We start from the raw sequence: 13,412 nt of genomic DNA on the forward strand, positions 1-13,412 counted from the left end.
CGGCCGCTCACCGCCCGCGGGACGGTGGGTCCCGGGGGCGGTGAGCGGCGGGGAGTGTCAGGCGGGCACGTGCCGGGCGGCCAGCCGGACGTCGTGGCGGACCGGGTGGCCGTCGCGGACGCGTAGCCGGGCGACGGCGGCGAGCCGGTCGGGGCTGCTGGCGATGACGTTCACGTACTGGTCGGCGAGGCCGGCCGCCGCGTACTCACCGCACCCGTCGGTGATCGCGCGCACCAGTTCCCTGCCGTGGGCTCCGGTGACCGTGATGGCGACGCCGGCCAGCGGCCGCCCACCCTCGTCGGTGACCTGCCCGGTCAGCCCGGGGTCCGGCAGGCCCAGCCGGTGGTGGTGCGGGGCGACGGCGCTGGGCTGCGGCAGTTCGAAGGCCGGGTCCTCGACCGGCGGCTCGGTGGGCTCCTCCTCGGCGGCCTCCCGCGCCTCCTTGCGGGCCGCGCGGCGCTCCTTCCACGCGCCGAGGGCGATGAGGGCGGACCCGGCGGCGACCCATGCGCAGATGACCAGGGTGTGCGGCCAGACGTCCTTCCCGTCGAAGTAGAACAGCCCGCGGAGCGCCTCGATCAGGTTGCCCATCGGCATGACCGGGTGCAGGGCCCGGAAGAAGCCGGGCACCATCTGGACGGGGATCGCGCCGCCGCTGGAGGGCATGCTGAGCAGGACGAACAGGCCCATCGCCACGCCGGGGAAGAACTGCTTGCAGAACGGGACGAGCCCGTAGGAGGTGAGGGCGACGGCCTGGGTCATCAGGAAGACCAGCGGCACGGCGAGGGGGTCGTTCGGTATCACGTCCATGGAGCGCGCCACGAGGAAGGCGGCGACGCTCTCCACCACTCCGATGGACACCAGGGTGAGGACCTTCTTGCCGCGCCCCAGGACGGTGGCGCGCAGCAACATCATGACGCTGATGTAGGACGGGATGGTGCAGGCGAGGACGAGGTAGAAGAGTCCGGTGCCCATGCCGTCGCCGGGTGCGGTGGGGGCCGCCTCGTGGACCTGCAGCGTGCCGCCGCTGTGCTGCGCCACGCCGGTGAAGGTCTTCTGGAGGACTGCTTCGAGCGAGTAGCCGTCCGCCTTGGCGACGTAGAGCCGGGGGTGCTCGGCGTCGGGGACGAAGCCCGCCGTGGCCGCCCGGTCGGTGACCGCGTCGTGTGCTGCCTGCGCGTCGGCGACCTGGTGGACGTCGAACGCTCCGGGGCTCTGCTGTTCGAGGGCCTGTCCGAGCTGGTGGGCCGTCGGCCCGGCGACGGCCACGTCCACGTGGTGCGGCACCGGGTTGTGGAAGGGCAGCAGGTAGCAGACGAGGAAGCCGGTGAAGAAGAACGCCGGGAACCAGAGCGTCTCCGCCAGGGTGCGTACGGTCGCGCCGAGCGCCGAAGGGCTGCCGCCCGTGCGCTCCGGGTCCGCCTTGTGTTCCGCCATGGACAGGGTCCGCCTCCTCGGTGCGTACGGCGCGGGAAAATAAGTGGCATGGCCAATGATTAGAGAGGCTAACAGAAAGCTGCAGTGCTGCAAAAATGCACTACTGTAGAAAGCGCCGCAGCACGGACAGTGACCGGAATCAGCACGGGGAGCACAGATGGCCGCCCAGTCCGCCGGAGCAGACGCCCGAGGGCTCCGGGAACGCAAGAAGCTGGAGACCCGCTCGGCACTGCGCGCCACAGCGGTGCGGATGTACCTCGAGCGCGGGCCGGCAGCCGTCACCGTGCAGGACATCTGCGAGGCCGCGGGAGTCTCGCAGCGCACCTTCTTCAACTACTTCGAGACCAAGGACGACGCGGTCTTCGACTGGGACCGCCGGCTGGCCCGGCAGCTCGCGGAACTGCTCACCGCCCGCCCCGCGGGCGAGCCCCCGCTGGAGGCCGTGCACCGGACACTCCGCACCGCCCTTCCGGCCCTGGTCGCCGACGCCGGCTGGCGGGAGCGCCGACGGCTGCTGGGCAGGTATCCGGAGCTGGTCCCCAAACTGCTGCACAGCAACAGCCATCTGGCGGAGGCTCTGGCCGAGGCGGTCGCCGAGCGCACCGGACTGCCGCCGGACGCCCTCTACCCCCGCCTGCTGGCCGGCGCCGGACTGACGGTGCTGCGCTCCTCGATCCGGGCCTGGGACCCGGAGTCCTCGGCCGAGGACCTGCTGGCCGTGCTCGACTCCTGCTTCGCCTCGCTGGCCGCCGGACTCCCGTGCCCCGAGGGCGACGACCCGGTGCGCTCGGCGCGCTGACGCACCGCCGCGCCCGCGGACGCGAGGCCCCGGCACACCCCTTCCCGACGCCGGCCGATGCCGCCTCGCGGCCGGAGGACCGGCCGCCGGAGCGACCGAGAAGCGGCCCCGGGTGTCAGCGGCCGCCCAGCGCCGCCTCCAGGTCGTAGTGCACCGGCTGCTCCAGTTGCTCGTACGTGCACGAGCGCGGCTCGCGGTCCGGGCGCCAGCGGCGGAAGAGCACCGTGTGCCGGAAGCGCTCGCCCTCCATGTGGTCGTAGGCCACCTCGCACACCCGCTCGGGTCGCAGCGGCACCCAGGAGGAGTCCTTGCCGCCGCTCCACCTGCTGGGCGCGCCCGGCATCCTGCCCTCCTGCTGTGCTTCCTCCTCCGCCCAACGAGCCCACGGGTGCTCCTCCGGGCGGTCCGTCCGCAGCGGAGCCAGCTCCCGCATCAGCTCGCGCCTGCGCACCGCCGGGAACGAGGAGGAGGCACCGACGTACTGGAGCACGCCCGAGACGTCGTGCAGACCGAGCAGCAGGGACCCGAGCGCCTCGGGGCCGCTCTTGTGGGGGCGCAGTCCCGCCAGCACGCAGTCGGCCGTGCGCTCGTGTTTGACCTTGAGCATCACCCGCTCCCCCGGCCGGTAGGGCAGATCCGTCCGTTTGGCCACCACGCCGTCGAGTCCGGCGCCCTCGTACTGCGCGAACCACTCTCGCGCCACCGCGCTGTCGTGGGTCACCGGCGCCAGGTGCAGCGGCGGGCGGCACCCCTCCAGCGCGGACTCCAGCATCCGGCGGCGCTCGGAGAGGGACTCGGCCATGGCGTCGGTGTCGCCCAGGGCCAGCAGGTCGAAGGCGACGTAGGAGACGGGCGTCCGCTCGGCGAGCAGCCGCACCCGGGAGGCGGCCGGGTGGATGCGCTGCTGGAGCGCCTCGAAATCCAGCCGCCCGCCCACCGGCAGGACGATCTCGCCGTCCAGCACGCAGCGCTCCTGCAGCCGCTCCCGCAGCACCGCGACGAGTTCGGGGAAGTAGCGGACCAGGGACTTGCCGGTCCGGCTGAGCAGCTCGACCTCCTCGCCGTCCCGGAAGACCAGGCAGCGGAAGCCGTCCCACTTGGCCTCGTACTGCATGCCCTCCGGGACGGCGGACACGGCCTTGGCGAGCATCGGGCGTACCGGAGGCATGACAGGCAGTCGCATACCTCCGACTGTGCGGACCGGTGTCGGTTCCCGCGCGCCAGGTGATCCTTCCCGGTGAGCGCCGCGCGGGTGCCGGTGAACACACCGCGCCCGCACAGCGCCGGTGAACGCCCCGGTACGGAACCGAGCCGCCACACCCCGCCGGGCACGCGCACACCCGCGGCTCCGCTCGGCGGCCGGGCGGCCGGGCCTCGCCGTAACGGCGCCGGCTGCGGGTCCCGCACGGGTCCCCGCGGCTAGCCTGGAGGCCCGCAGTACCGTCTCCGGCCGGATCCTCCACGGCCCTCGTCCGGCCCTTCTCGCGAGGTGTGCCATGTGGCTCTCAGACATCGCGCGGACCTCCGCGCGGATCACCCGGGCGGCGGGCCGCAACGAGAAGGTGACGCTGCTCGCGGAACTGTTCGGACGGACCGAGCCGTCCGAGGCGCCCCTCGTCGTCACCTACCTCGCGGGGCGCCTTCCGCAGCGCCGTACCGGCATCGGATGGCGCACCCTGCGCGAACCGCCGCCGCCCGCGGCCGAGGCGTCGCTGACCATCACGGCCGCACACACCGCCTTCGACCGGATCGCACAGGTCAGCGGGAAAGGCGCACAGGCCGAGCGCAAACGGCTGCTCGACGGGTTGCTGGCCGCGGCCACGGAGGAGGAGCAGCAGTTCCTCGTCCGGCTGGTCGGCGGCGAACTGCGGCAGGGTGCGCTGGACGCGTTCGCGGTGGAGGGGCTGGCCGCGGCCGCGGGCGCCGATCCGGGAGCGGTGCGGCGCGCGGTGATGCTCGGCGGCTCGCTCGGCGCGGTCGCCCGGGCGCTGCTGACCGAGGGCCCGGAGGCGCTGACCCGGTTCACGCTGGAGGTCGGCAGGCCGGTGCTGCCGATGCTGGCGCAGTCCGCGAAGGACGTCGAGGAGGCGCTGGGCCGGCTCGGGCCGTGCGCGGTCGAGGAGAAGCTGGACGGCATCCGGGTGCAGGTGCACAAGGACGGCGGCGTCGTCCGCGTCTACACCCGGACGCTGGAGGAGATCACCGACCGGCTGCCGGAGGCCGCCGAGGCGGCACGCAGGATCGACGCCGCGCAGGCGGTCCTCGACGGCGAGGTGATCGCCCTGCGCCCGGACGGTTGGCCGCACCCCTTCCAGGACGTGTCCGGGCGGGTCGCCTCCCGGCTGGACGTCCCCGGGGCCAGCAGTGAACTGCCGCTGCACCCGGTCTTCTTCGACGTGCTGCTCCTGGACGGCCGGGACCTGCTCGACCAGCCGGCCATACAGCGGCACGCGGCACTGGCCCGGGTGCTGCCGGAGGAGCTGCGGGTGCGACGGCTGCCGGTGCCCGATCCGGCCTCGCCGCAATCGCGTGCCGCCGCGCGCGGATTCGCCGAGGAGGTGCTGGCACGGGGGCACGAGGGAGTGGTCGTCAAGGCGCTCGATGCGGGGTACTCCGCCGGGCGGCGCGGGGCCTCCTGGCTGAAGGTGAAGCCGGTGCACACCCTCGATCTGGTGGTGCTCGGTGCCGAGTGGGGGCACGGGCGGCGCACCGGCCTGCTGTCGAATCTGCATCTGGGGGCGCGTCGTCCGGACGGCGGCTTCGCGATGCTCGGCAAGACCTTCAAGGGCCTGACCGACACACTGCTGGCCTGGCAGACCGGGCGGCTGCGGGAGCTGGCCGTCCGGGAGGAGTCCTGGGGGGTACTGGTGGCGCCCGAACTGGTGGTCGAGATCGCCTTCGACGGTGTGCAGCGCTCGACCCGCTATCCGGAGGGCGTCACGCTGCGGTTCGCCCGGGTGGTGGGCTACCGGGAGGACAAACGCCCGGAGGAGGCCGACACGGTCGGGGCGGTCACGGCGCTGCTGCGCTGAGCGGTCCTTCCCCACCGAGCGGACACGGACCCCGGCACCGGCACCGGCACCGGCACCGGCACCGGGTCACAACTCCGCACGGACGCGTGCGGCCACGCGCCGGGCCTCGGACTCGTCGGGGTAGCTGCCGCGCGGCCAGAAGAACCCGCGCAACCCGTCCTTGCGCCTGCGCGGCACGACGTGCATGTGCAGGTGCGGCACCGACTGGCTGACCCGGTTGTTCCCCGCGACGAACGAGCCCTCGGCCTCCATGGCCCGCTCCACCGCGCCGGTGACGCGGCGCACGGCACCGAAATAGGGGCCGACCGACTCCTCGGGCAGGTCGGTCAGCGTCTCCACATGGCTGCGCGGCACCACCAGGGTGTGGCCGGGAAAGAGCGGACGCCGGTCGAGGAAGGCGACCACGGCACCGTCCTCGTGGACGCGGAAGGCGGGCAGTTCGCCGTCGACGATCCGGCAGAAGACGCACCCGCTGCCGTCGGCGGGGTCGGCGGACACGCGTCAGTCCATCGTGCGGGGGTCGGGGCCGACACGGGTGCCGGTCTCCAGCCGCTGGATCTCGCGCAGATCCTCCCCGTCCAGTTCGAAGTCGAAGACGTCGATGTTCTCCTTGATCCGCGAGGGGGTGACGGACTTCGGGATGACGACGTTGCCGAGCTGGATGTGCCAGCGCAGGACCACCTGGGCCGGCGTCTTGCCGTGCTTGGCGGCGGCCCGGCGGACGGCGGGGTCGTCCAGGACGCCGTTGCCGCGGCCCAGTGGGGACCATGCCTCGGTGGCGATCCGCTGCTCCGCGCCGAAGCGGCGCAGCTCCGGCTGCTGGAGCCGGGGGTGCAGCTCGATCTGGTTGACCGCGGGGGCGACTCCCGTCTCGTCCAGGAGCCGCTGGAGGTGGTCGGTCTCGAAGTTGGAGACGCCGACGGCGCGTGCCCGGCCGCTGTCGTGGATCTCGGCCAGCGCCCGCCAGGTCTGCACGTAGCGGTCCCGGGCGGGCGCGGGCCAGTGGATGAGGTACAGGTCGACGTAGTCGAGCCCCAGCCGCTCCAGCGAGTCGTCGAAGGCGCGCAGCGCGGTGTCATGGCCCTGGTCGGTGTTCCAGAGCTTGGTCGTGACGAACAGTTCCTCGCGGGGGATGCCGGACTCGCGGAGCGCCTTGCCGGTGCCGCCCTCGTTCCCGTAGAGGGCGGCGGTGTCCACGCTGCGGTATCCGGCCTCCAGCGCGGTGGAGACGGTGTCCGTCGCCTCGTCGTCCGGCACCTGGTACACGCCGAACCCGAGCTGCGGCATCTCCGTTCCGCTGTTCAGCAGGAGGGTGGGGACCGTGGGGACCTGGGTGCTGCTCACTGTGGACCTCGGCTTCCTCGGAGAGGGCTTCGCGGGCGGCGGTCGGGTGCCGCCCCGGATCGGGGTTTCCGCTCCGGCCCGCTCCATTCACGCATACCGCACCGGGCTCGCGGGGCTTCCCGCGCCCCGCGAGCCCGGTGCCGCGCCGTCCGGGTCCCGGTGTGCTCGGACCGCCCGGCGCCGGGCGCGGACCGCCCGGCGCCGAGTTCAGTCCCGGCGCGTCCCGGCGGTCGCCTCCTGCGTGCGGGGTGCGGGGACCGGCGCGGGGTCCGCGCCCTCGCGGGGCACGGGCAGCACCGCGTAGAGCACCGCGGCCAGCAGGGCGGTGGCGGCCCAGCCGAGCCCGTTCTCGCCGATCCAGGTGGAGACGAGGGGCCCGGTGAACCAGTCACATTTGGTGAAGCCCAGGCCCAGCAGCAACGCGACCCCCCAGGCCGTCATGGCCTGCCAGCAGTAGCCGCCGACATACCAGTAGCGGCTGCTGCGCGAGGTGTCGAGCAGCCCGGCGGGGTCGTAGCGGACGGTCCGGTTGCGGCGCCGCAGCATGTCGACCCCGTAGACGCCGACCCAGGCGGAGAAGGAGACGGCGAGCAGCGACAGGAAGGAGATGAACGAGCCGTAGAAGCTCTTGGCCACCAGCATCAGCAGCAGCCCGCCGGCCAGGCTGATACCCGCGTTGATGCTCACGGCCCAGGCGCGCGGCAGCTTCACGCCCATCGTCTGCGCGGTGAAGCCGGCCGAGTACATCGAGAGGCTGTTGATCAGCACCATCCCGATGAGCGCGATGATCAGGTACGGCACGGCCAGCCACATCGGCAGCGCCTCGCCGAGGAAGGAGACGGGGTCGTCGGTCTTGGCCAGTGCCGGGTCCTTGACCGACATCACGCCGCCCATCAGCACCATCGGAACCAGCACCAGCAGGGCGCCGGAGAGGGTGGTGCCGAAGATCTTCCGTCCTTCGGCGCTGTGCGGCAGGTACCGGGCGAAGTCGGGTCCCGTGGGGATCCAGCTGATCCCCCCGGCCGCGATGGTGCCGATCCCCGCGATGAACATGGCGGTGCCCCCGGCGGGCCGGGAGAAGACCGCTCCCCAGTCCATGGTGGTGACCAGGTAGCCCAGGACCAGCACCGTGAAGAGCCCGAAGAGGTAGGTCGACCAGGTGTTGCAGAGGTTGAGGACCTTGCGGCCCATACCGCTGACCACGAAGGTCACCCCGACGAACAGCAGCAGTGTGACGGCGATCAGCGGGGTGCTGCTGCGGACACCGAAGAGCAGGCGGAGCACCGTGAGGACAGCGTAGGCGCCGGTGACCGCGTTGATGGTCTCCCAGCCGAAACGGGCCACCCACAGGATCATGCCCGGGAAGTAGTTGCCCCGGACGCCGAAGGTGGCCCTGGAGAGCATGGCCCCCGGTGCGCCGCCCCACTTGCCGGAGACGGACAGCAGTCCGACCAGGCCGAAGGAGATGCCGCCCGCGATGGCGGCCGCGAGCAGGACCTGCCAGAAGTTGAGGCCGTTGAAGACCACCAGGCCGGCGCCCATGGTCAGCAGCAGGACACTGATGTTGGCGGCCACCCAGGTGGGGAAGAGTTCGCGGACCCGGCCGCTCCGCTCGTGGTCGGGGACGGGCTCGATGCCGCGGCTCTCGACGGTCTCGTCGAGCGCGCCGGTCGTCTCGGCGGCGGCCGGGGAAGCGGATGCTGAGGAGGGCGCCGAGGCGGCGCCGTCGGCGCCGGTGACGCCGGGGGAGACTGCCATGGGTGGGGCTCCGTGCGTGATTCTCTGGTGCGACGTGCGTCATTGCAGAGTCCTGACCAGGACTGGGAAGGGACTCTACGCGCGTTGCACGGGGCCCTCCATCGTACAGAGTGCCACGATCGACCCCTTTGACCTCGGGTGATCCTCCAACGGACCCGGGATCGCGGATCCGGCTCCGGCTCACCCGTCCGAGCGGCCCCGGCGCCGGAGCGGACGCACGGGGCAGAGTTCCGCGGCCCGTCCACGGCGGGGCCGGGCGCGGGCCGCCGCGCGGCCGGCGTCCGGGGCGCGGACCACCGCGCGGCGGCGGGATCCGCCACGCAAGGGGCCGGGCTTCGCTGCCGGGAGTGCGGGACATCACACACCCGGGTCGGACAGTCGTGCGGCGCCTCCGGGGACGGAGCCTCCGGAGGCGCCGACAACGGTCGCGGCGTCACAGCGTCACGGCACGGGCACCAGTACCACCGAGCACTTGGCGTGGTGCAGCACCGCGTGCACCACCGGGCCCACCTGGAGGCTGAGGCGCCGGGCCTGGCGCCGCACCCCCAGCACGACCACGTCCGCGCCCTCGCTCAGCTTGATCAGATGCTCGGCCGGCTGCCCCTGGTGCTGCTCGGCGCTCAGCGGCACCTGGGAGTACCGCTTCCGGAACGGCCGGAGAGTGTCCGCCACGAACTGCTCGGCACGCTTGGTCTCCGTGGAGGGCTCCTGCGGAGACAGCCGCAGGGCCACCCCGGGCAGCATCGGATAGATCCAGCAGTGCGCCACCCGCACCGCCGAACCGGACCGCTGTGCCGCCTGGAGACCGTACTCCACCGGCTGCGTCGCACTCTCCGACTTCACTCCCACGACCACGTCGCCGGGGGCCGAGCCGGGCTCGGGGAGAGCGCCGCGCACGACCATCAACGGCCCCGCGGCGTGCGCGGCCAGGCGCAGGCTGACGGAACCGAGCAGCAGCCCGCGGAAGCCGCCGTGCCCGCGGGTCCCCACGACGGTCAGCTCCGCGGTACGGCTGCGGCCCACCAGGGCGTCGGCCGCGGCTTCACTCACGCCGGTCGCCACGACCGTGAGCCCCGGTACGCGCTCGCGGGCCCGCTCTGCTGCGCTGTCGGCGACCTCGCGGGTCGCCTGGCGCATCCGCTCCCGGTCGGCCTCCGTCTCGGGGTAGGCACCGCGCCGCGCGGACACCCCTCCGCAGAGCACCTCCAGTTCGGCGCCCCGCCGTTCGGCCTCGTCGGCAGCCCGGTCCAGCGCGCGCAGCGAGTGCGGGGAACCGTCGACCCCGACCACGACACGGCCGACTCCGTCGGCGGGCGCGGATATTCCTGCGGGGCGCTCGTTGCTCTCCGACATGTCCGTCCTCTCCTCGCGTCCTCGCCTCGATGCGTGGGTACCCCGCCAGTGTGGTGCACACGGGACGGATGCGGTAGAAGCTTCGGCAACCGGTCGTACCCGCCTTCCGGCGCCCGCCCGGGCCTCCGCCCTGGCCTGCCTCGGAACCGGCTTGTGTGCGGCGGCAGTTGGGTCCGCGACCCGCGCTCCGGCGAGTCGGCACCGGCTTCCGGAACGCTCCCCTCCGCCGGCCCTCTTCGGCGTTCCGACTCCGCTCCTCTCCACCGCTCCGGCCCGCCGCCGGGCGGTTCCCGCCGGCACGGCTGCCGCCCGCGGCTCCACCCCTCCGCGGCGGACCGCAGCCACCTGCACCCAGCCACAACCAGGATACAAATTTAACTCAGTTACATTTTCCTGATACGGTCGCCCCATGAGCGAGAACGGCACCGGACTGCGCGCACGCAAGCGACAACGCACCTACCGGGCGATCTCCGACGCGGCCGTCTCCCTCTTCCTGGAGAAGGGCTTCGACACCGTCTCGGTGTCCGAGATCGCCGAGGCCGCCGAGGTCTCCAAACCGACCCTCTTCCGCCACTTCCCCACCAAGGAGGACATGGCGCTGCACCGCTTCGCCGACCACGAGGACGAAGCCGCACGCGTGGTGGCGGGGCGCCCGGCCCGGGAGTCGCCGCTCACCGCGCTGGAGAACCACTTCCTGGCAGGGCTCCGAGCCCGCGACCCGGTCACCGGACTGTGCGACGAGCCGGAGGTGCTCGCCTTCCACCGGCTGCTCTACGGCACACCCGAACTGGTCGCACGGCTGCACTCCTACACCGCGCGGTCCGAAGAAGCGCTGGCGGACGCGCTGGCGACAGGCGCAGACGATCCGGCCGACGGCGCCGCGGACGCGGGCGCCACACCCGGACTGACGGCGCGGCTGGCGGCCGGGCAGCTCGTGACGTCCCAGCGCGTGCTCGCGACCGCCAACTGGCGGCGCATCGCGGGCGGCGCGAGCGCGGACAGCGTCTCCGCGGTGGCCCAGGAGGACGCCCGCCGCGCCTTCGCACTGCTGCGCACCGGGCTGACGCCGTTCGCCTGACCCGGGCGGAGCGGCGGGCCACACCGGCGGCGGGTTCATACCGGCACAGGAAACGCGCCCGCACCGGCACCCGCCACCGCCGGCGGGCCCGCCCGCCGAAGCCGTAGCTACGGGCCGCCGCACCGCGTGGCACGCCGAGCACAACCCGAGCACCGGACACCGAGCAGCACGGACGACACCACGACCGAGCCCGATCGGGCAGCAGATCGGGCAGTGAGGAGCACCGCACCATGCCGGGGCAAGACACCACGGAGGAGAACCCGCTCCGGGCCGAACTGGCCGCCGAGCGCGCCTATACCGATCTGTGCCGCGCCGCGCTCGGCACCGCGGACGCCGCCGCCCGGGACCGGGTCCGAGAGGGCGCCGGAGTACTGACCGGGCAGCACTCCGGCGAGGCGGCCGCGGAGGGCGTGGCGGGTGACGGGGCGAGCGCGGAGGCGCTGGGCCGCCATCTGCGCAGCCGGGCCGCGGAACTGCGCAGGGAACCGGACGGGCCGCCGTTCTTCGGACGGCTCGACTTCCTCGACACGGGGAGCGGCGGCGAGGAGGCCGGCGAGCACCGCGGGCAGCGCTACTACATCGGCCGGCGGCGCGTCAGCGAACACCCTTCGGCACCCCCGCTGGTGCTGGACTGGCGCGCCCCGGTCTCCCGGGCCTTCTACCAGGCGACCGCCGCGCACCCGCGGGGAGTGGGCTCCCGGCGCCGGTTCGGCTGGGCGCCGGAGGGCACCGGCACCGCAGCGGATCTGACCGGGCTGGAGGACGAACGGCTCACGGACCCGCTGCCAGAGGGCGCCGGCGAGGAGCCCCGGCCCCCGGACGCGGTGGCCGGACCCGCCCTCGCCTCCCGGATCGTCGCCGGAGAGATCGAACGTCCGCGGGTCGGGCCGATGCGCGACATCGTCGCCACCATCCAGCCCGAGCAGGACGACCTGGTGCGCTCGGGCCCCGACAGTTCGATGTGCGTCCAGGGTGCGCCGGGCACGGGGAAGACCGCGGTCGGGCTGCACCGTGCCGCGTATCTGCTCTACACCCATCCCCGGCGGATCGAGCGCGGCGGCATGCTCGTCGTCGGCCCCAACCCGGCTTTCCTGGCCTACATCTCGGCCGTGCTGCCCGCGCTCGGCGAGGGCGGGGTACGCCAGTGCACCGTGCGGGACCTGCTGCCGGGGCTCCCGGTGCGGGCCGAGGACCCCCCGCGGGTGGTGGAGTTGAAGCACAGCGCCCGGATGGCCGAGGTGCTGCGACGGGCCCTCCTCGGGCGGGTACGACTGCCGGACAGCCCGCTGGCGGTACCGGACGGCTCCTACCGCTGGCGGCTGGACGAGTCCGAACTGCGTGCGCTCGTCGAGGAGACACTGGCACAGCAGCCGCCCTATGAGGTGGGGAGGGAGCGGGTGCGGGCCCGTACGGCGGCGCTGCTGCGGGAGCAGGCCGAGCGCCGTGCCGGGCCGCCCGGCGGCGCCTGGCTGCGGCGGATGGGCCGGACCAGGGCGCTCACCGGGTTCCTCGACGCGGTGTGGCCCCGGACCAAGCCGGAGGAGGTCGTCGCCGGGTTGCTGGGCGACGCGGAAGCGCTGGCCCGGGCCGCCGACGGGCTGCTGGGCGCGGAGGAGCAGCGGGTGCTGCTGTGGCAGGGGCGCCGCCCGCGGTCGCCGCGCACGGCCCACTGGTCGGAGGCGGATCTGCTGCTGCTGGACGAGGCGGCGGGACTGATCGCACATCCCGAGGAGAGTTTCCGGCACGTGGTGGTGGACGAGGCACAGGACCTCTCCCCCATGCAGTGCCGCGTCCTGGCACGCCGGAGCCGTTTCGGTTCCCTGACCGTACTGGGCGACCTGGCGCAGGGAACGACGCCCTGGGCGGCGCGCGACTGGCCGGGGCAGTTGGCGCATCTGGGCGCGCCCGGAGCGGCTGTCACTGCGCTGACCACCGGCTTCCGGGTGCCGTCCGAACTGCTCAGGCCGGCCAACCGGCTGCTGGAAGCGCTGGAGGTGTCGGTACCGCCCGCCCGTTCGCTGCGCACCGGGGGCGAACTGCGTACGGTCCGGGTGGCGACGGCTGCCGAGCTGGTCCGAGCCGTGCCGGAGCGGGTCGCCGCGGCTCTGGCGCGCGAGGGCTCGGTCGGGGTGATCACGTCCGGGGCGCGGGCCGCATCTGTGCGCGCGGCGCTGGAGGCGGCGGGGATCACGACCGGCGCACCGGGAGGAGAGCCACGGCGGGTCGCGGTGGTGGAGGCGGAACTCGCCAAGGGCCTGGAGTACGACCATGTGGTGCTGGTGGAACCGGCCGAACTGGCGGGCCGCGGCCTGCTGGGGCTACGGCACCTCTACGTCGCGCTGACCCGCGCGGTGTCCCGGCTGGAGATCGTGCACGCCGCCGGACTACCGGAAGCTCTGCGGGACTGATCGGGCGGGGGCGGCCAGGTCGCGGAGCCAGTCCGGCTGATCGGCGATCTCCAGCAGGAGGAGCAGCCGGGTGAGCGGATGGTCGCAGCCTGGACCGTCGCCCGCCGGGCCGTCAGGGGTGGTGGATTCAGCGCCTGGTGTGGTCACGGAGGCTCCTGTGGACGGACGGAAGATCATGAACTCCATTGTCCGGTGGCGGAGTT

Annotated in this window: 11 protein-coding genes; 4 read left to right on the forward strand and 7 right to left on the reverse strand. The window is 73.5% G+C overall.

Features of this window, described 5'->3' with window-relative positions; genetic code table 11:
* Positions 1-57: 57 nt before the first annotated feature.
* Positions 58-1,437 (reverse strand): carboxypeptidase regulatory-like domain-containing protein, encoded by a 1,380-nt coding sequence (locus P2424_RS18790; RefSeq protein ID WP_276476910.1) that lies wholly within the window; start codon positions 1,435-1,437, stop codon positions 58-60.
* Between the two features lie 157 nt (positions 1,438-1,594).
* On the opposite strand from P2424_RS18790, the gene P2424_RS18795 reads away from it, so the two are divergent.
* Positions 1,595-2,236 (forward strand): TetR family transcriptional regulator, encoded by a 642-nt coding sequence (locus tag P2424_RS18795; protein ID WP_276476911.1) that lies wholly within the window; start codon positions 1,595-1,597, stop codon positions 2,234-2,236.
* 115 nt (positions 2,237-2,351) lie between these two features.
* On the opposite strand, the gene P2424_RS18800 is transcribed toward P2424_RS18795, so the two are convergent.
* A complete protein-coding gene (locus P2424_RS18800) occupies positions 2,352-3,419 on the reverse strand; it encodes an ATP-dependent DNA ligase (RefSeq protein WP_276476912.1) in 1,068 nt (355 codons plus the stop codon).
* Between the two features lie 313 nt (positions 3,420-3,732).
* Between P2424_RS18800 and P2424_RS18805 the strand changes: the two genes are divergently transcribed.
* Positions 3,733-5,268: an ATP-dependent DNA ligase gene (locus P2424_RS18805; protein ID WP_276476913.1), complete on the forward strand. Its 1,536-nt coding sequence runs from the start codon at positions 3,733-3,735 to the stop codon at positions 5,266-5,268.
* A gap of 66 nt (positions 5,269-5,334) precedes the next feature.
* Here the strand turns inward: P2424_RS18805 and P2424_RS18810 are convergent, their stop codons facing one another.
* The 4 genes from P2424_RS18810 to P2424_RS18825 all read right to left on the reverse strand — a co-directional run bounded on the left by P2424_RS18810 (position 5,335) and on the right by P2424_RS18825 (position 9,723).
* Entirely contained in the window at positions 5,335-5,766 is a 432-nt protein-coding gene (locus tag P2424_RS18810; RefSeq protein ID WP_276476914.1) for an HIT domain-containing protein, read from the reverse strand.
* A gap of 3 nt (positions 5,767-5,769) precedes the next feature.
* Positions 5,770-6,555, reverse strand: a complete 786-nt coding sequence (locus tag P2424_RS18815; protein WP_276479022.1) for an aldo/keto reductase — start codon at positions 6,553-6,555, stop codon at positions 5,770-5,772.
* A 264-nt stretch (positions 6,556-6,819) separates the two neighbouring features.
* A complete protein-coding gene (locus tag P2424_RS18820) occupies positions 6,820-8,370 on the reverse strand; it encodes a cytosine permease (RefSeq protein ID WP_276476915.1) in 1,551 nt (516 codons plus the stop codon).
* Positions 8,371-8,811: 441 nt separating this feature from the next.
* Entirely contained in the window at positions 8,812-9,723 is a 912-nt protein-coding gene (locus P2424_RS18825; RefSeq protein ID WP_276476916.1) for a universal stress protein, read from the reverse strand.
* Positions 9,724-10,132: 409 nt separating this feature from the next.
* Here P2424_RS18825 and P2424_RS18830 point away from each other — a divergent pair, with 409 nt between their 5' ends.
* Both P2424_RS18830 and P2424_RS18835 read left to right on the forward strand, forming a co-directional pair.
* Entirely contained in the window at positions 10,133-10,801 is a 669-nt protein-coding gene (locus tag P2424_RS18830) for a TetR/AcrR family transcriptional regulator (RefSeq protein ID WP_276476917.1), read from the forward strand.
* 230 nt (positions 10,802-11,031) lie between these two features.
* On the forward strand, positions 11,032-13,209 hold the full coding sequence (locus P2424_RS18835) for an ATP-binding domain-containing protein (RefSeq protein WP_276476918.1): 2,178 nt from the start codon (positions 11,032-11,034) through the stop codon (positions 13,207-13,209).
* Here the strand turns inward: P2424_RS18835 and P2424_RS18840 are convergent.
* Positions 13,186-13,356 carry a hypothetical protein gene (locus P2424_RS18840; RefSeq protein WP_276476919.1) on the reverse strand — a complete coding sequence of 57 codons (171 nt, stop codon included), beginning with the start codon at positions 13,354-13,356 and terminating at the stop codon, positions 13,186-13,188. The two genes, P2424_RS18835 and P2424_RS18840, sit on opposite strands and share 24 nt — an antisense overlap.
* Positions 13,357-13,412: the final 56 nt, after the last annotated feature.

The organism is Streptomyces sp. WMMB303 (assembly GCF_029351045.1).
GTDB lineage: Bacteria > Actinomycetota > Actinomycetes > Streptomycetales > Streptomycetaceae > Streptomyces.

Bases quoted from the DNA above. Each gene is read 5' to 3' on its own strand.
- P2424_RS18790 (WP_276476910.1), bottom strand. From the start codon at position 1,437: ATGGCGGAACACAAGGCGGACCCGGAGCGCACGGGCGGCAGCCCTTCG.
- P2424_RS18795 (WP_276476911.1), top strand. From the start codon at position 1,595: ATGGCCGCCCAGTCCGCCGGAGCAGACGCCCGAGGGCTCCGGGAACGC.
- P2424_RS18800 (WP_276476912.1), bottom strand. From the start codon at position 3,419: ATGCGACTGCCTGTCATGCCTCCGGTACGCCCGATGCTCGCCAAGGCC.
- P2424_RS18805 (WP_276476913.1), top strand. From the start codon at position 3,733: ATGTGGCTCTCAGACATCGCGCGGACCTCCGCGCGGATCACCCGGGCG.
- P2424_RS18815 (WP_276479022.1), bottom strand. From the start codon at position 6,555: ATGCCGCAGCTCGGGTTCGGCGTGTACCAGGTGCCGGACGACGAGGCG.
- P2424_RS18820 (WP_276476915.1), bottom strand. From the start codon at position 8,370: ATGGCAGTCTCCCCCGGCGTCACCGGCGCCGACGGCGCCGCCTCGGCG.
- P2424_RS18825 (WP_276476916.1), bottom strand. From the start codon at position 9,723: ATGTCGGAGAGCAACGAGCGCCCCGCAGGAATATCCGCGCCCGCCGAC.
- P2424_RS18830 (WP_276476917.1), top strand. From the start codon at position 10,133: ATGAGCGAGAACGGCACCGGACTGCGCGCACGCAAGCGACAACGCACC.
- P2424_RS18835 (WP_276476918.1), top strand. From the start codon at position 11,032: ATGCCGGGGCAAGACACCACGGAGGAGAACCCGCTCCGGGCCGAACTG.